The organism is Blautia sp. 2227st1_G12_2227SCRN_220401, assembly GCF_039062885.1.
In the GTDB taxonomy this organism is placed as follows: domain Bacteria; phylum Bacillota; class Clostridia; order Lachnospirales; family Lachnospiraceae; genus Blautia_A; species Blautia_A fusiformis.
In genome coordinates this window covers 1-22,166 of sequence record NZ_JBCLNI010000027.1, presented here as the reverse complement: position 1 = coordinate 22,166, position 22,166 = coordinate 1, and the positions used below count along the sequence as shown (strand labels likewise).

The window sequence follows — 22,166 nt, the reverse complement described above, 5'->3', positions numbered from 1 at the left end:
AGTTCCATACCTATGAAAAGTGTTTTTTCGGCTGTTTCATGCCCTTCCTGCGCATATTGTCAGAAAATAAACTTTCTCTGCACCGGCCTCAAGAAGACACATTGCCATGGCATCTGCCGTACTTCCTGTTGTGTATACATCATCCACCACAAGTACAGAAAAACCCGGGATCCTTTCGGTTACCTGATATGCATTTTTCAGGTTCTGACGCCTCTGTATGGCATTAAGTTTTTTCTGAGATCTTGTGCTTCGTATCTTCTTTACCAGATGCCCATTCCATGGGATCCCTGTAAGAACACTGAGCCTTTCTGCCAGATATGCTGCCTGGTTAAAACCTCTCATCCTTTTTTTTCTGGGATGCAGAGGAACGGGAACGATCAGATCAGGCTTCCACCGTTCCAGATATTTTTTTCCGAAGACGCTCATTGCCTTTGCATAAAAATCCCCATATTCCCGACATCCGTAATACTTAAATCGTACCAGAGACTGTCTCCAGACCTCTCCGTACCAGAAAATACTTCTGCCCTCCGTAAAATGATGGGCACCCTTGCGGCAGTCTTCACAGTATTCCTCTTCCATTTTTACCGGTCTTCCGCATTTCATACACCTGGGACCGGATATAGGCCTGACCTTTCCGGAACACTCCGGGCAGATCAGCCGGTCTTTTTCTTTCAGTATCTGATGACACAGCGGGCATTTTTTCGGGTAAAGCATGTCCAGTAAAAAATCTGCTGTTTTTTTCAAGAAAGTCCTTTCTCCCCGATGGCGCTCTCTTTCTGTTCAGATTCATCCAGCTCCCGGATCCGTCTGTCCAGAGAGCTGTATCTCTGCTGCTGTTTTTCATTACGGATCATCTCCGCAAAAGTGGTCTCGCTGCCTACTACGGTAACACATTTTCTGGCTCTGGTCACTGCTGTATACAGAAGATTCCGATTCATCAGCATCCTTGGTCCGGAAAGGATCGGAAGGATCACTGCCGGATATTCTGAGCCCTGGGACTTATGTATGGTCACTGCATAGGCAAGTTCCAGTTCCTCAAGCTGTTTGAAGGAATATTCTGCCTGTCTGCCATCCTCAAATTCCACGGTAGCCGTTTCCGCAAATTCATTGATCTCCGTCATAATACCGGTATCTCCGTTAAACACGCCCACACCTTTATCCACAGGAATCTTGTATCGTCCAAGGATTTCCCACTCCAGCTGGTAATTGTTCTTCACCTGCATCACCTTATCCCCTTCACGGAAAAGACGCTGTCCGATCTCTTTCTCCTTTTTCTTTTCATCCGGCGGGTTCAGATATCTCTGAAGGATCTGGTTCAGCCGCTCCACACCTAAAAGTCCCTTACGCATAGGCGTGAGCACCTGGATCTCATAGGGCTTTGCATCTACATAACGCGGAAGCTTCTCCTGGATCAGCGCGATCACCACACGGATAATGATATCCGCATCATATCTTTTCAGAAAAAAGAAATCCCGGCTCTTGTTATTGATGGTCACCTGCTCGCCCCGGTTGATCTTATGGGCATTCACCACAATATCACTTTCGGATGCCTGGCGGAAAATCTTTTTCAACTCTACTACCGGAAAACAGCCGCTGCGGATAATATCCCTCAGAACATTTCCCGGGCCTACACTGGGAAGCTGATTTTCATCACCTACCAGGATCAGTCTGGTCCCTGCAGTCACTGCAAGAAGCAATGAATGCATCAGTGCGATATCTACCATGGACATCTCATCAATGATGATCACATCCGCTTCCAGCGGATTCTCCGAATTCCTGTCAAAATGAACTGCACGGCCTTCCTGCTCTTCCTCCGGCATTCCATTCAGCTCCAGAAGTCTGTGGATCGTCTGAGCCTCGTATCCGGTAGCCTCTGTCATTCGCTTGGCTGCACGGCCGGTGGGAGCTGCAAGCCGCAGCTCAGCGCCTTCCTCTTCAAAATAACGGATAATCGCATTGATCGTTGTAGTCTTTCCGGTTCCCGGCCCGCCGGTCAGAATGAACAGACCATGACTGGCAGCTGCCGCCACTGCCTGTTTCTGCATTTCATCTAACCGGGTTCCTGTCTCCTTTTCGATCCTGTTGATCCGTTTCTCCATCATCTCCTCATCTTCCGGGCAGAGGATGTTCAGCTCACAGAGCATTCTGGCTGAATTCAGCTCAAGATAATAATATCGTGTGGGATAGACAACTGCACCGTCTTCTGTTTCTTTCAGGATCAATTTCCGGTCTACTACCATATCCATGAGATGTTTTTCCATGTAGGAGGGATCTACGCCCAGAAGTCCGGATGCCCTGGAAAAAAGCTCCTCCTTCGGAAGATAGATATGGCCTTCTCCTGAAGCCTGCAGAAGAGTATACAACATTCCGCTTCTTATCCTGTAATCTGAATCTGTATGGATCCCGATCCGGGAAGCGATCTCATCTGCGATACGAAATCCCACACCACTGATATCCTCTGCAAGGCGATACGGATTCTCCTGCAGGACTCCATACACAGTCTGTCCGTATTTCTGATAGATCTTTGCGCCGAGATTCAGTGATATCCCGTATTTCTGGAGAAAGATCATAGCGCGGCGCATATCTGCTTTCTCCGTCATCTGTTCTGCGATCTCCATGGCCTTTTTTTCGCTGATTCCCTTGATCTCAGCCAGCCGCTCCGGTTCTTCCTCCACAATACGCATGGTATCATCGCCGAAACGACGTACGATCCTGGCTGCCAGTGCCGCACCGATCCCCTTGATCGCGCCGGAACCCAGATAGCGTTCCATGGCCAGTGCATCCTCCGGCATTTTTTCTACGTAGGAGGATATCTGAAACTGTTTACCATACACCGGATGTGTTGTATAATTTCCGGAAGCTTCAATGGCAGCCCCCTGGGTGATCGCAGGAAATGTCCCCACACAGGTCAGTTCCCGTTCCTCTTCCATCCCTTTCAGTACCATGACCGTATATCCATTATCTTCATTTCGGAAGATCACATGATCTATATATCCTGTAACTGTCTCACTCATCTTTTTCTCCATCTGTAAACCTCTGATAACAGCAAAAGGCACTGCAGCTGCAGCGCCTTATCTGTATGAGTTTCCTTCGGCAGTCTCTTCTCTGACCCTGTGCCGTCCGGACGCCTCATAACGGTTTACATCCTTGACATGATTTCCGCATATTTTCCTGTTCCGGCAGCCACTACAAGCATTGCATCCTGCACCGTCAATGTGCTGACTCCTGTTTTCTGCTCGATCAATGCATCCATTCCATGCAGCATGGCACCTCCGCCTGTAAGAACGATTCCTCGGTCCATGATATCTGCCGCCAGCTCCGGCGGTGTTTTCTCAAGAACGCCATGGACTGTCTCTACGATCTGTCCGGTCGTTTCCCGCAAAGCGGTCCGGATCTCCTCAGAAGTCAGTGTTGCCACCTTCGGAAGTCCTGTGATGATATTTCTGCCCTTGACCTCCATCGTGCGAAGATCCGCTTCTTCACTGGCTGTTCCGATCTTGATCTTTATATTCTCCGCTGCATCCTCCCCGATAAAGAGGCTGTGCTTCTCACGTACATAATTCATGATCGCATGATCAAAATTATCTCCTGCAACCTTCACAGAAGCGGAAACAACCACACCTCCTACGGATACGACCGCAACATCCGTGGTCCCTGCACCGATGTCCACGATCAGATTGCCAAATGGCTTGGTAATGTCTACACCTGCCCCGATAGCAGCAGCGATAGGCTCGTCCACAAGAAAAACTTCCCTGGCTCCTGACTGATAGGCAGCTTCCTCAATTGCTTTACGCTCAATCTCCGTGATCCCGCTCGGAACACTGATGCTGACTCTCGGCTTCCGGAACGCTCTCCGTCCCATAGCCTGTGAAATAAAATATTTCAGCATCTTTTCCATTACATTATAATCTACGATCACACCTCTTCGGATTGGCCAGATCACTTCCATATTGGAAGTCAGATGGCTTGCCATCTGTCTGGCTTCCTCACCGATTGCTCTGATCTTCTCTGTATCTTTATCATAAACAACCACAGAGGGCTCTCTTAAAACGATTCCCTTGCCTGTGGAAAACACCAGACTGTTTCTGGTTCCCAGATCGATTCCAATATCCTTTGCCGGCATAAATCCTCCCGCCTGCGTCATACGCATTCTGTATGCTGACGCATTTCTGACTTATTCTGTTCCGGTCTGTGCCGGAACGTTCCCGCACTTCATTATATACAAAACCACAGAAATTGAAAAGAACTTTTACCGGTTATTTCTGTTCCAGATATTTTTTCACATATTTACCGGTGTAGGAAACCGGATTCTCTGCTACTTCCTCCGGAGTTCCTCTGGCAATTACCGTTCCGCCTCTGTCACCGCCTTCCGGTCCGATATCAATAATATGATCCGCCGTCTTGATCACATCCAGATTGTGCTCAATGACCACAACGGTGTTTCCTCCTTCAGACAGACGGCGCAGGATCTCGATCAGCTTGTGGACATCCGCAAAGTGCAGTCCTGTGGTAGGCTCATCCAGGATATAGATCGTCTTTCCGGTACTGCGCTTGCTGAGTTCTGTGGCAAGCTTGATACGCTGTGCTTCTCCTCCGGAAAGAGTGGTGGAGGGCTGACCCAGACGGATATAGGAAAGCCCTACATCATACAAGGTCTCGATCTTTCTCCTGATCGACGGTACATTCTCAAAAAATGTCAGTGCTTCTTCCACAGTCATATTCAATACATCATAAATACTCTTGCCCTTATACTTCACTTCCAGAGTCTCACGATTGTAACGTTTGCCCTTGCAGACTTCGCAAGGCACATATACATCCGGAAGAAAATGCATCTCGATCTTGATGATTCCGTCACCGCTGCAGGCCTCGCACCGTCCGCCCTTGACATTAAAACTGAAACGGCCTTTCTTGTAGCCCTTTGCCTTGGCATCTGCGGTGGCTGCAAAAAGATCACGGATCTGGTCAAAAACTCCGGTATATGTGGCAGGATTGGAACGGGGAGTTCTTCCGATTGGGGACTGGTCGATATTGATCACCTTATCCAGCTGATCGATACCCAGGATGTCATCATGTTTCCCGGGGATCACTCTGGCACGGTTCAGGTCTCTGGAAAGTCTCTTGTACAAGATTTCATTGATCAGAGAACTCTTACCGGAGCCGGAAACACCTGTGATACAGGTCATCACTCCCAGAGGAATATCTACGTCGATATGCTTCAGGTTGTTCTCTGCCGCACCCTTTATATGAAGAAATCCGGTTGGTTCCTTCCTCACTTCCGGTACCGGGATCTTCAGCCTTCCGCTTAAATAAGCTCCTGTCACAGACTCCTCATTTTTCATCAGATCCTCAGCTGTCCCCATTGCGACCAGTTGTCCGCCATGTTCTCCGGCTCCGGGGCCGATATCGATGACACAGTCTGCAGCACGCATGGTATCTTCATCATGCTCCACCACGATCAGACTGTTGCCAAGATCACGGAGACGCATCAGTGCCCCCAGAAGCTTGTCATTATCTCTCTGGTGAAGCCCGATACTCGGCTCATCCAGGATATATGCAACCCCCACAAGCCCGGATCCGATCTGTGTGGCAAGACGGATCCTCTGAGCTTCTCCGCCGGAAAGGGTTCCGGTAGCTCTTCCAAGTGAAAGATACTCCAGGCCAACCTCTGCCAGAAATCCAACCCTGGCGCGGATTTCCTTCAGGATCTGTCTTCCAATAAGCTCCTGCTGCTTTGAAAGCTTCAGATCGCGGAAAAAGCCCTGCAGCTTCTGTACCGGCATATTGGTCACTTCATAAATATTCTTATCCGCCACGGTCACTGCCAGTGACTCCTTCTTCAGCCTCTGTCCCTTACATGTGGTGCACGGAGTAATCCGCATAAAGCTCTCGTATTCCTGCTTCATGGCCTCGGAACCGGTTTCACGGTATCTCTGCTCCACATTGCGAATCAGTCCCGGGAACGCCACATCGTAAACGCCCTCTCCCCGCTGTCCTTTATAATAAACCTTCACAGAATGACCGCCGGTACCATGGATGAGGATATCCTGTACCTTCTTCGGATACTCGCAGAAAGGTGTATCCAGAGAAAATTCATATTCCCTTGCCAGGGCATCCAGGATTGCTCTGGAAAAACTTCCCTGCGTAGTACAGGACTGCCATCCGAGAACAGCGATAGCCCCTTCATTGATACTCCGTTTCTTATCCGGAATCATCAGATCGATATCAAATTCCATCTTATATCCAAGACCCAGACACTGCGGGCAGGCACCAAATGGATTATTAAAGGAAAAGCTCCTGGGTTCGATCTCATCAATGCTGATGCCGCAATCCGGACAGGAAAAACTCTGACTGAAATTCAGAAGCTTCCCGTCCATAGTGTCTACTACCAGCAGACCATCCGCCAGATCCAGCACGGTTTCAATAGAATCGGAAAGACGCTTCTCTATTCCCGGTTTCACAATAAGTCGATCCACAACGATCTCAATGTTATGTTTGATATTCTTATCCAGCTTGATCTCCTCAGAAAGCTCATAGAGATTTCCGTCAATCTGCACTCTCACATATCCGCTTCTTCTGGCCTGATCCAGAAGTTTAACATGGGTTCCCTTGCGGCCCCGCACTACCGGTGCAAGAAGCTGGATCTTCTGGCGTTCCGGAAGCGTCATGATCTGATCCACCATCTGATCTACCGTCTGTTTGCGGATTTCCCTTCCACATTTGGGACAGTGCGGGATTCCCACACGGGCATACAGAAGTCGGAAATAATCGTAGATCTCCGTTACCGTACCCACTGTAGAACGGGGATTCCGGTTCGTTGACTTCTGATCAATGGAGATTGCCGGCGGAAGGCCCTCGATACTCTCCACATCCGGTTTCTCCATCTGTCCCAGGAACTGCCTCGCATAGGAAGAAAGTGACTCCATATAACGTCTCTGTCCCTCTGCATAAATGGTATCAAATGCAAGAGATGACTTACCGGAGCCACTGAGTCCGGTAAGTACCACAAACTGGTCTCTGGGAATATCGACGCTAAGATTCTTAAGATTATTCTCATTGGCTCCGCGTATCCTAATAAAACGCTTCTTATCGTTTGCTTCTGCTGACATGAAAGCCTCCTACTCTGTCCGGTCATAAAAAATACTCCGGTATTCTTCTCAACAGCAGAATCTACCTCTCTTATTCCGCTGTAAAACTTCTGATTTTTTATCAGTATACCGTCAGAACATCCGTTCGTCAAGGTGAAAAAATCGACAAATTTTTCTACAGCAGAAAATCCGCCATCACTCCATTGCTCACATGGATTCCCTTTCTCGAAAGATATATCCTGTCTCCTTTTTGTTCCAGCATTCCGATCTCCAGATGTTTTTTCAGGACCTCTCCGTAAACGTTTTCCATATTTTTTCCGAAATATTCCGCAAACGCTTCCATTGAAACGCCCTCTGTCATCCGAAGCCCCAGAAACATAAACTCAGCCATCTCATCTGCCTCTGTAAGGCTTTCCATATTCTGGCGGATCTTATCCGGAAACGCACTGTTTCCAATATATTCCTTCATATCCGCAGTATTGGAAAAACGCATATGCTCCAGAAGTGAAGACGCCCCAAGTCCCAGTCCCAGATAATCGATCCTCTGCCAGTATCCCTTATTATGACGGCATTCCCGTCCGCCTTTCGCATAATTGGAGATCTCGTACTGATGAAACCCATATTCCTCCAGGATCCCTGCCGTATTCTCATACATACGGTACTCCGTATCCTCATCCGGCAATTTCAGCTTTCTCTCCCCGAAAGGAGTGCCTTCCTCAATGATCAGACTGTAGGCGGAAATATGTTCCGGCGAAAGCCCTGCCACCGTGCGGAGATTTTTTTCCCAGTCAGCATAGGTCTGTTCCGGAATGGCACTCATCAGATCAATATTGATGTTGGAAAAGCCTGCATCCCTTGCCATAAAAAAGCTCTCCTGAAACTCTTCCCACGTATGGATCCTTCCAAGGATCTTTAATTCCCGATTCTGCGGGGACTGAAGTCCCAGACTTAGTCGGTTGATTCCGTGTTCCAGATATATTTGAAGTTTTTCTTTATATAAAGTCCCCGGATTTGCTTCGATGGTGATCTCAGCATCCGGGGCCACAAAAAACTTATTTCTGATCTGATCCAGCATCTCTCCAACAAGAGACGGATCCGGCACGGAAGGTGTTCCTCCGCCGATAAAAACTGTGGTGATCTCCCTGTCCGAAAAATCCGGAACAGCAGCGATCTCCCTTTCCAGAGCCTGGAAATATTCACGCTGCCTCTCTTTTCCGGCAGGTCCGGAAAGGAAATCACAGTAATCGCATTTTTTTACACAAAACGGAATATGGATATAGAGCTCCAGCGGTTTTTTCGCCTCATTCTCCATCCATGGCTCCTTCCTCTCCACCACTACCTGATGTATCATTATCCTCATCGGAGCTTGTATCTTCACCGGCACTATCCGCATTATCCGTGCTTCCATCCGAAGCAGCCGGTGTCGGTGTCACGCCATCGATCCCCAATGCCTCACTGCCGTTTTCTGCCAGGTACTCATTGACCATTGTCAGATTTCCATTGCTCGTCACTGCATCCGGATCTACGGTTTTCGGATCAGGAGTGGCAGTCGGTTCCGGCGCTGTACTGATTTTGATCACACTTTCCTCTTCTGCATTTTTCTTCTTTGAACCACATCCGGTAAGCAGAGCTCCTGTTATAGCCAGAAGTCCTGCTGCCAGAAACAGTTTTTTTATATTTTTTTTCAAAAAGTCATCTCCTATTTATCATCCAGCTTCAGGACACTCATAAATGCCTTCTGCGGGATCTCCACGTTACCTACCTGACGCATACGTTTCTTACCTTCCTTCTGTTTTTCCAGAAGCTTCTTCTTACGGGAGATATCTCCACCGTAACACTTGGCAAGTACGTCTTTACGCATGGCTCTTACCGTCTCTCTGGCAATGACCTTGCTTCCGATAGCTGCCTGGATCGGGATCTCAAAGAGCTGTCTCGGGATCTCGTCTTTCAGCTTCTCACACATCTTTCTTCCGCGCTCGTAAGCAGTATCTGCATGCACGATAAAGGAAAGAGCATCCACTTCTTCTTTATTCACAAGGATATCCAGCTTCACAAGCTCACTTCTCTCATATCCGTCCAATTCGTAATCCAGAGATGCATAACCTCTGGAACGTGATTTCAGTGCATCAAAGAAATCATAGATGATCTCGTTCAGCGGCAGTCTGTATTTCAGGAGTGCACGGGTTTCTTCCATATATTCCATGCCTTCATACTGGCCGCGTCTCTCCTGGCAGAGATCCATGATCGCACCAATGAACTCTGTGGTTACCATGATCTCTGCCTTCACCATGGGCTCTTCCATGTATTCGATCTCTGAAGGATCCGGAAGGTTGGTGGGATTGGTCAGCTCGATGATCTCACCATTGGTTTTATAGACCTTATAGATAACACTCGGTGCTGTAGTTACAAGATCCAGGTTATACTCTCTCTCCAGACGCTCCTGAATGATCTCAAGATGAAGAAGTCCCAGGAAGCCGCAGCGGAAACCAAATCCAAGAGCGACCGATGTCTCCGGTTCATAATAAAGGGAAGCATCGTTGAGCTGAAGCTTCTCCAGTGCGTCACGGAGATCGCCGTACTTGGCACCATCTGCCGGATAAAGGCCACAATAAACCATAGGGTTTACCTTCTTATACCCCGGAAGCGCCTCTGTACAGGGGTTGTCCGCATCCGTTACCGTATCACCCACGCGGGTATCACGGACATTCTTGATGCTGGCTGTGATATATCCGACCATGCCTGCTGTCAGCTCGTCACATGGGATAAACTGACCCGCTCCAAAATATCCAACCTCCACAACCTCCGTGGTAAATCCGGTCGCCATCATATGGATCCTCGTGCCCTTTTTCACACGTCCGTCCTTCACTCTGCAAAATACGATAACGCCCTTATAAGGGTCATAAACAGAGTCAAAGATCAGAGCCTTCAGCGGTGCATCCACATCCCCCGACGGCGCCGGGACCTTATTGACGATCTGCTCCAGGACCTGGTCTACATTCAGTCCTGTTTTTGCGGAGATCTGCGGTGCATCCTGCGCCTCAATTCCGATCACATCCTCGATCTCATTGATAACACGCTCCGGATCCGCACTTGGAAGGTCGATCTTGTTGATCACCGGAACCACATCCAGATCATGGTCCAGTGCCATATATACATTGGCAAGTGTCTGAGCTTCGATTCCCTGTGCTGCATCCACAACAAGGATCGCTCCGTCACAGGCAGCAAGGCTTCGTGAAACCTCATAGTTAAAGTCTACATGTCCCGGGGTATCGATCAGGTTAAAAATATATTCATTTCCGTCCTTGGCTTTGTATACAATACGAACCGCCTGGGATTTGATGGTGATCCCTCGTTCTCTCTCAAGGTCCATGTTATCCAGAACCTGGGCCTGCATTTCCCTCTCGGTAAGAAGTCCCGTCATCTCGATGATACGGTCCGCAAGTGTTGACTTGCCATGGTCGATATGTGCAATGATACAAAAATTCCGAATTTTACTCTGGTCTATCATTCAGGAAGTCCTCCTTAAATTTCTCTCGTATAAAGCGTTCAGAACGCATATTTTTCCATACTGCTCTTTATCATACCATATTTCAGTCTTCTTTGTCACTGCCTTTCAGAACTCTGTTTAAGATATCTGCAAAAGGTTCCATGGCATTTCGGACTTCCTCCACGGTATTTGTCTGCGCTCCGGCCTCCAGAAGCAGCGCACGTGGCTTAAGATGCAGATTATAGCGAAGACCTGCCAGATAGATTCCCCGGTAAAGATCGGGGTAATACTGTGCCGCCTGATATTCCAGCTGAAAGGAAAATGCCAGATTCTCTTCTATGTAAGGATTGGGCAGATAACTCACTGCCCCCTGACTGACTGTATAGCTTAATCCATTATAAAAAAGCAGCTGAGCAGTAGGTTTTCCATTCACCTGAGTTACCAGATGCCGGTCATCCGGCACACCATCTCTGTGAAGGTCGATCACAACTTCAATGGTGGGGTTTTCTTCCAGCACTTTTTCTATGGAGGCCCTGGCATAATCATAAGCCTTGCTCCTGTCCAGTGTTCCTCCCATCATATCAAAGGCATCTGTTATATGAATGACCTGGTATCCATATGTTTTTTCCAGAAGTTCAGTAAGATGATCTCCCACTCCTACGATGGTGTCCTCAGTCTGTCCTTCTCTTGAATCTGCAAAAGCCTCCTGGGAATGGGTATGATAGATCAGGATCTGGGGTACCGATGAATCCTTTTTAACGGACAGATCCTCCTTCAGAAAACGGGGCGCACTGATCTGCTGCGCATTCGTTTCCGTATTGGAATCCAATATAAAAAACTGATTCATCACATAGTCAAAATCTGCCAGTTTCGCCTGAGACAAGTCAATCTGCGGATGTGGCAGTGTCACAGTCTCCTGTTCCTTCGCAGTATTTTCACCGGATCGGTTCTCCTCTGACGGAGGAGTCTCCGGTTCTGTGTCCCCCGGCTCCGTAGCTTCCTGTTCTGAACCTCCCGGCTCTGTAATTTCTGGCTCAGCAACTTCCTGTTCTGTATTTCCCTTAACAGTCTCCTTTTCATTTTTTTTGCCGTCAGGAGATTTTTTCTCTGTATCTTCCGCTTCTTTCTTTTGAATTTCTTTTTTCTTTTGAAGCTCTTCCTTCTTCTGAAGGGCTTCTTTCTTCTCCGCCTCTTCCGCCTCGGCCATCAGCAGCGTCTCCTGCTCTTTTCGGTTCTCTGCTTCCACTTCTTCACCCAGATGCTCTGCGTTTTTTTTCTGCAAAAGCATCTCTGTTTCCCGGTCTCTGCCATTTTCCTTCTGCAGAGCTTTCTTTTCCAGAAAGCAATACAGCGGCAGCTGTCTGTAGATCTCACCATGCCTGAAAAAATCTCCCGGAAGGACAGCCACCACACCCAGGAAGATCAGGCTCAAAACCACGCAGAAAGCCCTCTGGATATTCGTCACCAACGATCACCTCTTATGGTATTTTATGACCTGTCCTCTTCGATTAGACTATCGGAAAAAGCCAGATTCAGTCCCTCGGAAATGGTAAAGCTTAAATATCGTACCGTTTCATCCACATCCTTTGGTGTTACAAACATGGTGTAAAGCTTCGGTGAGATCATTTCTTCCAGAAACTCCTTCTGCTCATCTTCCTCCAGCGCCTCCAGAAGCTCTGCCATGGAATCATGGACAATAGTAGCCGCATCCACCACAGTCGGAACACCGATCCCGATCACACGGACCGAAAGATTTTCTTCATTCAGGCCTTCCCTGTGATTCCCCACGCCGGAGCCCGGACTGATCCCGGTATCCGTGATCTGGATCGTCCGGTTAAGTCTTGTCGTACTTCTGGCCGCCAGCGCATCTACGGCGATCACCAAATCCGGCTTTGTCTCCGAAACAACACCCCGAACAATTTCCAGGGTTTCCATTCCGGTCTGTGCCATCACACCCGGAACGATCCCGCTGATCTGATGCATTTTCATATGTTCATTGCTCTTCAGCCCATATTCCCGGATCACATGCCTTGTCATATGAAGATTGGAAACTGCACGGGGGCCAAGGGAATCCGCAGTGATCTCCTGATTTCCAAGGCCTACCACCAGGATCGACTGCTGCCGTCCGAGATCGATCAGCTCCCTCAAATGATGTGCCACTTCTTCCGAGATCTCCCTGTGATAATCCTCATCCGGAACGGAAAGATCCGGTGCCTCAATGGTAATATAGGTTCCCTGTGGTTTTCCCATGGTCCTGGCTCCGTTTTCCGTTGTGATCCGCACTACGGTAGTCCGAACATCCTTTTCCTCGTCGTATCTTTCCCTGATCTCTACTCCACGTACTTCTACGTTTTCCGCCTGAAAGCGTTCCGTTGCTTCCAGCGCCAGGTCTGTTCTGATTCTGCTCCTTCCAGCCATACTCTCATCCTCTTTTTCTGTAAGATTGCAAAGACTTTTTCGCTGCTGCCTGCAGCTTTTCCGGTGTTTTCCCTTTTACTATTTCCCCTTTTGCCATAAATATGTATCTTTTTACCTTTTTCCCACAGCATCTGGTAGTTTTTGCATATTTTTTTTGAATTTTTGCGAAAAACATCTTGACATTCCTGTGCACGTATAATAATATATATAAGCATGTTTCATAGGAGCGCCCGTGTCTGTTCCTGTGAATGTAATTTAATATTATATTTTTAAGGAATCGGAGGTGTACGAATTGGCTAACATTAAATCCGCAAAGAAGAGAATCTTAGTTAACAGCACTAAGGCTGCAAGAAACAAAGCAATCCGTTCTGCAGTTAAGACTTCCATCAAGAAAGTTGAGACAGCAGTTGAGAATAAGGATAAGGCAGCTGCAGAGGTTGCTCTTAAGGATGCAATCTCCACAATCAGCAAAGCTACATCCAAGGGCGTTTATCACAAAAATAACTGCGCCAGAAAAATTTCCCGTCTTTCCAAAGCTGTCAACAGCATTGCGTAATAGACCACGGAATATTTTAGTTATAAGCTTATAAGTAAAAGGAAAGACAGTCGAACCGTCAGCGACTGTCTTTTTTGTATATAGATTTCTGTTTTGTATATAGCTTTCTGTATTGACCAAAAGGAGTTTTTTTATGATATCTCATCCCTTTCCCTACCGCATTATCCGCAGTAGCCGGAAAACCCTGGCGATCCAGGTCAGCGTTTCCGGTCAGGTGACTGTCCGTGCTCCGCACACAATGCCAGATTCCACCATCCAGCGTTTTCTCTCCCAGAAAGAAAGCTGGATCCTGAAGCACCTCTCCCACTCTGCCTCCAGGCCGGCACAGCCCCAGGCTGAAAACCCGCCTCTTTCGGAATTCCGCCGCAGTTATTATATGGAATCCGCCAGAAAAATATTCAAAAGAAAAACCGCAGCCTACGCCAGAAAAATGGGCGTAACCTACGGCCGTATCACGATCCGGGAACAAAAAACCCGCTGGGGAAGCTGCACCAGCGAAGGAAACCTGAATTTCAACTGGCGGCTGATCTTCGCCCCGGAAAAAGTCCTGGATTATGTTGTAGTACACGAACTTTCCCACAGAAAAGAAATGAATCATTCCCCTGCCTTTTATGCAGTGGTGGCATCTGTGATGCCAGAGTATAAAGCCTGCGAAAAATGGCTCAGGGACAACGGAGCGACCCTGTGGCAGAACCCGTCTCCGTAAAACTCAGGCTCTCACTGCTCTCGCCGAGCTATACTTCACGATCAGAAGCTCCACGCTGAGCACATCTCCAAGTGTACCTGTCTTTACCGCCTCTTCCGCATCCACAAAATCCCGCACAGCATTCTCCAGCTCTTCCACAGTGTAGGATCTGGCACAGGATGCCAGATTCCGCACAACAAAAGAGGGTACTCCCAGTTTGGAAGCGATCTCGGTCTGAGAAAGACCCTCCTGTGACATTTTCTTGGTCAGGCAGATCTGACGAAACTGTTTCGCCAAAAGAAACAATATCCGCATCGGCGGTTCCCGAAGGGTCAGAAGGTCATAGTACAGATCCAGGGCCCGCTTCTGGTTCTTCTCCGTCACCGCACGCACCATATCAAAGATCTTATTGGTTGTCTGCGTGGTACAGACAGCCTGGATATCTGCAGCCGTCACAACATCTCTTCCGACCGTATAGGAGATCAGCTTTTCCAGCTCCATCCTTATATTTCCCATATCTGTTCCCGTCATGGTCAGCAGAAGCTCCACATCTCTCTGGGTGATCCTGCGGCCATTTTTTCCAAGGATCCCTGCTGCCCACCGCATAAGAGTCTTTTCATCCTGCTGTTTAAATTCCCCGATGCTGCCGCAGGCTTTTACCGCCTTGTACATACGGCTTCTTTTATCTACTTCAGACTCGCAGAACACTAGATACAGATAATCAGGCAGAGCTTTCATATAATCTGCCAGTTCCTCGCATTTGTTCTTAAAGAATCCCGTATCCTCAAGAAGGACTACTCTTCGCTCTGCAAAAAAGGGCATGGTATCACAAAGACTCAAAAGCTCCCGGACATCGATCCCCTTCCCCTCATATCTGGTAAAATTCATGGTATCATCGTCCGGGTTCAGAGCCTTCACCAGATTTCTTTTATATTGTTGTTTCAGATAGGCTTCCTCACCGTAAAGGAGATATGCCTGCTTAAATTTTCCTGTTTTAATATCTTCCTGAATATTCTTCAATCTCTGTACCCCTGTCTGATTTTCTCTGTAATCCAGTTTATACGACAACTGCCGGAAATGCAACACCCAAGCAAAAATTTGACTTTCCACCGGATTCATGCTACTGTAAACAGGTACATATTCCGGCAGATCCGTTCTGTCAGCGAAATATGTGGAAGGGAGTGTTCCATTATGGAAAAAAGAAGAAACAGCAGAACAAGCAACCTGAAGAGCGCAACCACCAAGGCCAAAGCTACCGTGAAATCAACTGTAGAAAAGATTGAAAAAACACCTGCAGCTGAAAAAACCGTTAAAGCAGTCAAAAAGGCAACAGAGACTGTAGCAGCCAAGGCACCAGAAGTAGTAGAAGAAGTTAAGAACACTGTAAAAAATCATAAGATCAGCGGCATCACACTTGAAATTTTTGAGACATCCATCACAGTTGCCGACCTTGAGGCAGCTGTTAAGAAAGATGCAGAAGCAAAGGGCCTGAAAGGCAAAGAGCTCCACATCTATGTAAATGCAGAAGAAAGAGCAGCTTACTACACTGCTGACGGAACGGGTTCCGACGATTACAGGATCGATCTGACCACTCTGTAAGCTCCGGCGGATCTGTTCCGCGATCGCTTATATGCCGGTCTGTCTGTGACATTCCGGAAACGCAAAAAAGCCATGCACAGGACATTTTCATCCGGTCCCGCTGCATGACTTTTCTTTTTTATCTTTTACTGGATCTTTTTGATCCAGTCTCTGGAGCAGCCTACTGCAGCTCTCCAGCCTTTTACCATGGCATTTCGCTTCTCATCATCGATCTCCGTGCGGAAAATACGTTCCACATCACGGCTTTCCAGTACTGCCTCCTTGCTTTCCCAGAATCCCACAGCAAGACCTGCAAGATATGCGGCACCAAGAGCAGTTGTCTCAATACATTCCGGACGTTCTACAGCCACATTACTGATATTGGCCTGGATCTGCAGGAGAAGATTGTTTGCACTTGCTCCGCCGTCTACACGAAGAACTGCAAGGTCACTTCCTGCATCTTCCTTCATAACCTCCAGCACATCATTGACCTGATATGCAAGTGATTCCAAAGTCGCACGCACAATATGATACTTATTTACACCACGGGTCAATCCCACGATCGTGCCACGGGCATACTGATCCCAGTAAGGAGCTCCAAGTCCTGTAAATGCAGGCACGACGTAGCAGCCGTTTGCATCCGGTACCTTTCCCGCAAAATACTCGGTATCCGATGCGGAATCCACCAGATGAAGCTCATCACGAAGCCACTGGATCGCAGCACCAGCCACAAATACGGATCCCTCCAGAACATAAGTGATCTCTCCGTTAAGTCCCCATCCGATGGTTGTAACCAGCCCGTTATTGGAAAATACCGGTTTATCTCCTGCATTCATCAGAAGAAAGCCACCGGTTCCATATGTATTCTTGGTTTCACCTTTCTCAAAGCAGGCCTGTCCGAACAGCGCCGCCTGCTGGTCCCCGGCAGCACCGGCTACCGGGATCCTTCCACCGAAAAAGGACGGATCTGTCTCACCATAAATCTCACTGGACTCTTTTACCTGCGGGAGCATGCATTTCGGAATATCAAGCTCCTCCAGGATCTCATCATCCCACTCCAGTGTATTGATGTTGAACATCATGGTTCTGGACGCATTGGAATAATCTGTTACATGAACAGCTCCCTTGGTCAGCTTCCAGATCAGCCAGGTCTCCACGGTACCAAACAGAAGCTCACCCTTCTCTGCTCTTTCGCGGGCACCCTCCACATTATCCAGGATCCATTTTACCTTGGTGGCAGAAAAATACGCATCAATAACAAGTCCTGTTTTCTGACGGAATTTTTCTTCCAGTCCCTTTGCTTTCAGGCTGTCGCAGTATTCTGAGGTTCTCCTGCACTGCCATACGATGGCATGATAAACCGGCTGTCCCGTATTCTTATCCCAGACAATGGTGGTCTCTCTCTGATTGGTGATACCGATCGCTGCAATATCCTCTGCCGTTGCCTCAATCTGGTTCATAGCCTCTCTGGCAACAGAAAGCTGTGTGGACCAGATCTCACCTGCATCATGCTCTACCCATCCCGGTTTTGGAAAATGCTGGATAAACTCCTTCTGTGCCACACTGCGGATCCTTCCGCTTTCATCAAAAAGAATACAGCGGTTACTGGTCGTTCCGGAATCCAGCGCCATAACATATTTTGCCATATAAAAATCCTCCAATACATTTCTTGGCTGCGGCTCAGTGCCTCTGCAGCCTCATAATTCCCATACCTTCTGATTTGTAGTGGAAACCGCTGCTGCCCCCGCACCCAGGGCTCCCATCACATCCTCCTTATCGGAGATCAAACCGCCTGCGATCACAGGCACCTTGCTTGTTTTACATATCTGTTTAAGAATCTTCGGCATCAGCCCCGGCAGAACCTCTACCACATCCGGCAGCTGCTCATGCTGATTTCCCAGATTCTCAATATTCTTGATCGCCATGGAATCAATAAGGAAAAAACGCAGAACTGTATACATTCCAAGCTTCTTCGCCCTGTTGATCATGGATGCTTTTGTTGAAATGATCCCATCTGCATGGATATTTTTACAAATATAATCCACAGAAACCTCTTTTGAGCTTAAACCTGTGATCAGGTCTATATGTGCCATCGCGATCTTCCCCGCCTGGTGGATCCGCTCCACAATTCCCCCAATAGAACGGATATCTCCATACAGGATAAAGATCACGGTAAGCTCCTCCCTGCCCAAACAGTTCTGAAGCCCCTGCTCATCCTTTACAGCCGCTATGATCGGGTTCGCCTCGATCGCGTCCAGAAATTCTTTGTTCATCTTCTCTCTTCCTCCGCAATGTTCACACAATATCATTTTATCTCCGCGCATTATTTGAAGATATTATTCTTATTGTATCAGTTTATTGCTTCAAAGACCAGACGCATTTGCCAAATATATCTGTTTTATTTCCGGCTGTATTACAATTCTCAGACAATCTTCTTCTCTGGTAAAAGAAGGGAAGCCCCTATGGACTTCCCTTCTGCAGATACATTATTTCTCAAACGGGAATTTGAACTGTGTAAGTCCGAATTCATCGCGAAGTCCGATAAACTCTTTCTGAACTGCCTCTGTCACCGGAACTCCCTTATCCTTACGATACATCCATACATCATATTCCTTCTCGCCTGCTGTGTAGATACGTTCCTGTCCAGGAGCCTTCTCGGAGCCTCTCAGGTCTCTCAGGATATCACCGCATGTTTTCTTGAATGCCTCTGCACCCATAAATGCCTCTGTGTCGATAGCAATAAAGAAATGTCCAAGATGATATGGACGGATCTTTCCTTCCTCATCCTTACCATCCAGAGCTTTCAGGAAGAGACCGGACTGAAGAGCAGCGGAAAGGATCTCAACAACCGTAGAGTATCCGTATCCCTTATATCCTCCGGTTGTCTCACCAAATCCACCGAGAGGAGCAAGTGCTGCCTGCTGGCTTCTGATCTTCTTAAGGATCTCTGCACTATCTGTAAGCTCCTCTCCTTCTCTGGAAATAACAAGACCCTTAGGAGTATCATGGTTGATACGTGCGTAGTATTCGATCTTGCCATTCTGGATAACAGATGTTGCACAGTCCAGTGTAAACGGGAACGGCTCATCTGTAGGCATACTAAATGTTAATGGGTTGGTTCCAAGCATATTCTCAACACCAAATGTCGGTGCAACAGATGGTCTTGCGTTAGTACCGCTGATACCGATCATATTCTCCTTTGCTGCGAGACCTGTCCAGTAGCCTGCGATTCCATAATGGGAAGAGTTACGGACTGCAACCATACCCATGCCGTATTTATGTGCTTTTTCGATACACATGTCCATAGCCTTCTTGCTGGCTACCATTCCCATACCATCGTTAGCATCAAGAACTGCAGTTGTCGGTGTCTCTTTAAGAATATCGATCTTTGTTACAGGATTTAAGATTCCGGATTTGATACGGTCGATATAGATCGGTTTAAAGCGGTTGCAGCCATGGCTCTCGATTCCACGTCTGTCACTTTCCAGAAGTACATCAGCGCAAAGTCTTGCATCCTCCGTCGGAACTCCCATTTTCTCAAATACTGCAGTCATAAAATCGTCTGCAAGCTGCCAGGAAATAAAAGGTCTTGTTTCTTTCTCCATTGTAAAAATCCTCCATATACATTATTATAGTTTTTTTATTTTGCTTATATAGATCTGCAGCAGGACCCCCTCCTGCCGGAGATTTCAAATTTAGCCTGCCTCCTGTATGTACCTTACAGAAAGCGTCTTTGCATTACAGTTTCAATTCTCGTCTGCCACTGCTCTTCCTCTGTCCGGATAATTGGTGATGATGGAGTTTACTCCCCATTTCTTCATCCTTCTCATATCCTCTTCCTCGTTTACAGTCCAGACATTCACCCCGATCCCGTTCTGGGAACAGCTGCGTACATGTTCTTCCTTCAGGTATTCCAGATTCGGATGATAATACTGCACATCACAGGTTCTTGCATAAACCCCTGCATTATCCACGTATTTCTCTACCAGAAAGCCCCCTGCAATAGTCTCATCACTCTGTCTGCACAATACAATGGATGCGTTATTGAAAGAGGAAAGGATGATCCGATCCTCCAGACCATATTCGCAGATCATATCAATGACCTTCTCTTCCATACCACCATAATAATAAACACTGTTCTTCAGCTCGATGTTTGTGATCAGATCTTCCTCCTCTGCCATCCACTCCAAATACTCTCTCAGAGTCGGAATCTGAAGCCTGCCGAATTTTCCGGCAAACTTATCCGGATAACTGCAATCCAGTTTACACAGCTCAGCATATGTAAGATCATAGATATATCCGTTTCCATCTGTGGTACGGTCAACCTTCTCATCGTGCATGATCACCGGAACCAGATCCTTGGTCAGCTGTACATCAAGCTCGATCCCCTCGCAACCAGCCTCCACAGCCTTCTGAAACGCCAGCATTGTATTCTCCGGATATTCTCCGCTGAAACCACGATGTCCAAATACTTTCATTCTAATCATCCTCCATTCAATGCATTACATCGTTATGAGCATTTTTGCTAATTCATATTTCTGATTATATCATAGCGTTTATTTATTTTCAACATTTTTTATCGATTTTTATATATTTTTTTGTTATTTTTTAATTAATCATTCTTTTAAGCACTAATATTTTTTGTGCATTTTGTATATTTTATTTCATGACAAACAAAGCGATAAAAAAGCCTTTTCAGGTTTATTTTATTCGCTTTGTCTGCCGGAGGGCTGACATATTATAAGCATACAGATTGCCATATATATCCTTTGCAGATCACTGTATGATCTGCTTCACATTTCCTGTAGCCACGATATCCACGCCTGTGCCTGCTACATTCTCCAGGATCACGTCCCCGATCTGAACCGGCGCTTCCACACATACATCCCGCAGCGTTTCCACACAGTCAAAAATCTTTCCTTTCGGAATATCCTGTGCTGTCTTTACTGACACCACCGGCATGCTTCCATTCTTCACACGCACGGTCGTTGTCACGATCCTGGTCGGATCTGTCACTTCCTTCACTGCATATTCCGCACCTTTTTTACAGGTATTTCCTGTGACGGAAATGATCTCTTTTCCATCCATTTCCACCAGAAGGGCGCATCCCATAGGACATCCGATACAAGTAAGATTCCTTTTTTCCATTTTCATCACTCCTCCACCTGGATCACAAGTTCATGTTTATCCTGTTTCTGTTTTCCTTCCAGAATGGAAAGAAGCTGCTCTTTTTTCAATTTGATCTGTTCCATCTCTCCGGGTGCTGCCACCTGTTTTTTTCTGGAAAAGATCCGTTCTCCATCCAGATATGCACGGATGTAACAATTTTTATATACATTTCCCACACGGAAGCGGACCAGCTGCTCCTCCGCCATATGACCGGTACGGATCTCAGACGGCACTGTATAGCGGACTCCGTTTTGGGGCGAAAGCGTGATCTTTATCTCTTCCGGTATTTTGTCCTCTCCATTGTTGTTTATATAGAGAGCCGCATTTCTTCCTGCATTGCCGGCTTCCTCCGAAACAAAATCCACCAGATCGTGAACATGAAGAACATTTCCGCAGGCAAAAATACCTTCTACATTTGTCTCCAAACTTTCGTTTACCACCGGTCCGGAAGTCACATTGCTCAGCTTCACACCTGCCTGTCCGGAAAGCTCATTCTCCGGGATCAGACCAACAGAAAGAAGAAGCGTATCGCATTCAAAAAATTCCTCTGTACCAGGAATCGGGCGTCTGTTTTCGTCTACCTCTGCAAGAGTGATTCCTTCCACACGCTCTTTTCCTTTTATGTCAACCACTGTATGGCTAAGCTTCAACGGGATACCAAAGTCATCCAAGCACTGCACGATATTTCGCTTCAGGCCTCCGGAATATGGCATCAGCTCTGCTACAGCCTTAACCTCCGCACCTTCCAAAGTCATACGTCTGGCCATGATCAGTCCGATATCACCGGATCCCAGGATCACTACCTTTTTTCCCGGCATAAAGCCTTCCATGTTTACAAGACGCTGTGCTGTTCCTGCAGAATAAATGCCTGCCGGACGATATCCCGGAATGTTCAGTGCGCCTCGCGGTCTCTCTCTGCAGCCCATGGCAAGGATCACAGCTTTTGCCCGGATCTGATACATTCCCTCCTGGCGGCTCATGGCAGTGATCACCTTATCCTGGCTGATATCCATGACCATGGTGTTCAGCCGGTACTCGATCTGCTGCTCTTTTACCATCCGGATAAAACGTGCCGCATATTCCGGTCCTGTCAGCTCCTCCTGAAATGTATGAAGGCCAAATCCATTATGGATACACTGATTCAGGATCCCGCCCAGTTCCTTATCACGTTCCAGGATCAGGATACTC

General features: G+C 47.4%; 19 protein-coding genes. 3 read left to right on the top strand and 16 right to left on the bottom strand.

Going from position 1 to position 22,166, the window contains the following annotated elements:
• Positions 1-36 precede the first annotated feature (36 nt).
• The 9 genes from ABCM67_RS12835 to gpr form a co-directional block, all read right to left on the bottom strand.
• The gene (locus tag ABCM67_RS12835; RefSeq protein ID WP_243113512.1) at positions 37-744 is read right to left on the bottom strand and encodes a ComF family protein; all 708 of its coding nucleotides are present in this window, start codon (positions 742-744) and stop codon (positions 37-39) included.
• On the bottom strand, positions 741-3,014 hold the full coding sequence (locus ABCM67_RS12830; protein ID WP_147602970.1) for an ATP-dependent RecD-like DNA helicase: 2,274 nt from the start codon (positions 3,012-3,014) through the stop codon (positions 741-743). The genes ABCM67_RS12835 and ABCM67_RS12830 overlap by 4 nt, the downstream gene beginning before the upstream one ends.
• Positions 3,015-3,139: 125 nt before the next feature.
• The gene (locus ABCM67_RS12825; RefSeq protein ID WP_022426956.1) at positions 3,140-4,123 is read right to left on the bottom strand and encodes a rod shape-determining protein; all 984 of its coding nucleotides are present in this window, start codon (positions 4,121-4,123) and stop codon (positions 3,140-3,142) included.
• Positions 4,124-4,256: 133 nt separating this feature from the next.
• Positions 4,257-7,106 (bottom strand): excinuclease ABC subunit UvrA, encoded by a 2,850-nt coding sequence (gene uvrA / locus ABCM67_RS12820; RefSeq protein WP_147602822.1) that lies wholly within the window; start codon positions 7,104-7,106, stop codon positions 4,257-4,259.
• Between the two features lie 154 nt (positions 7,107-7,260).
• The gene (hemW, locus tag ABCM67_RS12815) at positions 7,261-8,397 is read right to left on the bottom strand and encodes a radical SAM family heme chaperone HemW (RefSeq protein ID WP_015527435.1); all 1,137 of its coding nucleotides are present in this window, start codon (positions 8,395-8,397) and stop codon (positions 7,261-7,263) included.
• Positions 8,387-8,773 carry a hypothetical protein gene (locus ABCM67_RS12810; protein ID WP_021651885.1) on the bottom strand — a complete coding sequence of 129 codons (387 nt, stop codon included), beginning with the start codon at positions 8,771-8,773 and terminating at the stop codon, positions 8,387-8,389. The genes hemW and ABCM67_RS12810 overlap by 11 nt, the downstream gene beginning before the upstream one ends.
• Before the next feature lie 11 nt (positions 8,774-8,784).
• Positions 8,785-10,593 carry a translation elongation factor 4 gene (lepA, locus tag ABCM67_RS12805; protein ID WP_147602821.1) on the bottom strand — a complete coding sequence of 603 codons (1,809 nt, stop codon included), beginning with the start codon at positions 10,591-10,593 and terminating at the stop codon, positions 8,785-8,787.
• 82 nt (positions 10,594-10,675) lie between these two features.
• Positions 10,676-12,037, bottom strand: a complete 1,362-nt coding sequence (locus tag ABCM67_RS12800) for a stage II sporulation protein P (protein WP_342992904.1) — start codon at positions 12,035-12,037, stop codon at positions 10,676-10,678.
• Positions 12,038-12,060: 23 nt separating this feature from the next.
• On the bottom strand, positions 12,061-12,990 hold the full coding sequence (gpr, locus tag ABCM67_RS12795) for a GPR endopeptidase (RefSeq protein WP_015527438.1): 930 nt from the start codon (positions 12,988-12,990) through the stop codon (positions 12,061-12,063).
• Between the two features lie 292 nt (positions 12,991-13,282).
• Here gpr and rpsT point away from each other — a divergent pair, with 292 nt between their 5' ends.
• Both rpsT and ABCM67_RS12785 read left to right on the top strand, forming a co-directional pair.
• Complete coding sequence (gene rpsT / locus ABCM67_RS12790; protein ID WP_022426951.1) at positions 13,283-13,546, top strand: 30S ribosomal protein S20; 264 nt, start codon at positions 13,283-13,285, stop codon at positions 13,544-13,546.
• A gap of 133 nt (positions 13,547-13,679) precedes the next feature.
• Entirely contained in the window at positions 13,680-14,252 is a 573-nt protein-coding gene (locus ABCM67_RS12785) for a SprT family zinc-dependent metalloprotease (RefSeq protein ID WP_022426950.1), read from the top strand.
• A gap of 3 nt (positions 14,253-14,255) precedes the next feature.
• Here ABCM67_RS12785 and holA read toward each other — a convergent pair whose 3' ends face one another.
• Positions 14,256-15,251, bottom strand: coding sequence for a DNA polymerase III subunit delta (gene holA, locus ABCM67_RS12780; protein WP_022426949.1), 996 nt, complete (start codon positions 15,249-15,251; stop codon positions 14,256-14,258).
• Positions 15,252-15,422: 171 nt separating this feature from the next.
• Here holA and ABCM67_RS12775 point away from each other — a divergent pair, with 171 nt between their 5' ends.
• Complete coding sequence (locus ABCM67_RS12775) at positions 15,423-15,830, top strand: DUF6465 family protein (protein ID WP_022426948.1); 408 nt, start codon at positions 15,423-15,425, stop codon at positions 15,828-15,830.
• 125 nt (positions 15,831-15,955) lie between these two features.
• On the opposite strand, the gene glpK is transcribed toward ABCM67_RS12775, so the two are convergent.
• The 6 genes from glpK to ABCM67_RS12745 all read right to left on the bottom strand — a co-directional run.
• Positions 15,956-17,455 carry a glycerol kinase GlpK gene (gene glpK / locus ABCM67_RS12770; RefSeq protein WP_022426947.1) on the bottom strand — a complete coding sequence of 500 codons (1,500 nt, stop codon included), beginning with the start codon at positions 17,453-17,455 and terminating at the stop codon, positions 15,956-15,958.
• A gap of 51 nt (positions 17,456-17,506) precedes the next feature.
• Positions 17,507-18,082, bottom strand: coding sequence for a glycerol-3-phosphate responsive antiterminator (locus ABCM67_RS12765; RefSeq protein WP_015527444.1), 576 nt, complete (start codon positions 18,080-18,082; stop codon positions 17,507-17,509).
• A gap of 213 nt (positions 18,083-18,295) precedes the next feature.
• The gene (locus ABCM67_RS12760) at positions 18,296-19,414 is read right to left on the bottom strand and encodes an Ldh family oxidoreductase (protein ID WP_015527445.1); all 1,119 of its coding nucleotides are present in this window, start codon (positions 19,412-19,414) and stop codon (positions 18,296-18,298) included.
• Between the two features lie 141 nt (positions 19,415-19,555).
• A complete protein-coding gene (locus ABCM67_RS12755; RefSeq protein WP_147602820.1) occupies positions 19,556-20,287 on the bottom strand; it encodes a glycerophosphodiester phosphodiesterase in 732 nt (243 codons plus the stop codon).
• Between the two features lie 298 nt (positions 20,288-20,585).
• The gene (locus tag ABCM67_RS12750) at positions 20,586-20,957 is read right to left on the bottom strand and encodes a DUF1667 domain-containing protein (RefSeq protein WP_044961717.1); all 372 of its coding nucleotides are present in this window, start codon (positions 20,955-20,957) and stop codon (positions 20,586-20,588) included.
• A 5-nt stretch (positions 20,958-20,962) separates the two neighbouring features.
• The coding region (locus ABCM67_RS12745) for an FAD-dependent oxidoreductase (protein WP_342992901.1) at positions 20,963-22,166 on the bottom strand (1,204 nt) is incomplete at its 5' end.

What these genes read in the sequence shown, in the direction of transcription:
- ABCM67_RS12830 (WP_147602970.1), bottom strand. Translation starts at nt 3,014, where the DNA reads ATGAGTGAGACAGTTACAGGATATATAGATCATGTGATCTTCCGAAAT.
- ABCM67_RS12825 (WP_022426956.1), bottom strand. Translation starts at nt 4,123, where the DNA reads ATGCCGGCAAAGGATATTGGAATCGATCTGGGAACCAGAAACAGTCTG.
- uvrA (WP_147602822.1), bottom strand. Translation starts at nt 7,106, where the DNA reads ATGTCAGCAGAAGCAAACGATAAGAAGCGTTTTATTAGGATACGCGGA.
- hemW (WP_015527435.1), bottom strand. Translation starts at nt 8,397, where the DNA reads ATGGAGAATGAGGCGAAAAAACCGCTGGAGCTCTATATCCATATTCCG.
- lepA (WP_147602821.1), bottom strand. Translation starts at nt 10,593, where the DNA reads ATGATAGACCAGAGTAAAATTCGGAATTTTTGTATCATTGCACATATC.
- gpr (WP_015527438.1), bottom strand. Translation starts at nt 12,990, where the DNA reads ATGGCTGGAAGGAGCAGAATCAGAACAGACCTGGCGCTGGAAGCAACG.
- ABCM67_RS12785 (WP_022426950.1), top strand. Translation starts at nt 13,680, where the DNA reads ATGATATCTCATCCCTTTCCCTACCGCATTATCCGCAGTAGCCGGAAA.
- ABCM67_RS12775 (WP_022426948.1), top strand. Translation starts at nt 15,423, where the DNA reads ATGGAAAAAAGAAGAAACAGCAGAACAAGCAACCTGAAGAGCGCAACC.
- glpK (WP_022426947.1), bottom strand. Translation starts at nt 17,455, where the DNA reads ATGGCAAAATATGTTATGGCGCTGGATTCCGGAACGACCAGTAACCGC.
- ABCM67_RS12765 (WP_015527444.1), bottom strand. Translation starts at nt 18,082, where the DNA reads ATGAACAAAGAATTTCTGGACGCGATCGAGGCGAACCCGATCATAGCG.
- ABCM67_RS12760 (WP_015527445.1), bottom strand. Translation starts at nt 19,414, where the DNA reads ATGGAGAAAGAAACAAGACCTTTTATTTCCTGGCAGCTTGCAGACGAT.
- ABCM67_RS12755 (WP_147602820.1), bottom strand. Translation starts at nt 20,287, where the DNA reads ATGAAAGTATTTGGACATCGTGGTTTCAGCGGAGAATATCCGGAGAAT.
- ABCM67_RS12750 (WP_044961717.1), bottom strand. Translation starts at nt 20,957, where the DNA reads ATGGAAAAAAGGAATCTTACTTGTATCGGATGTCCTATGGGATGCGCC.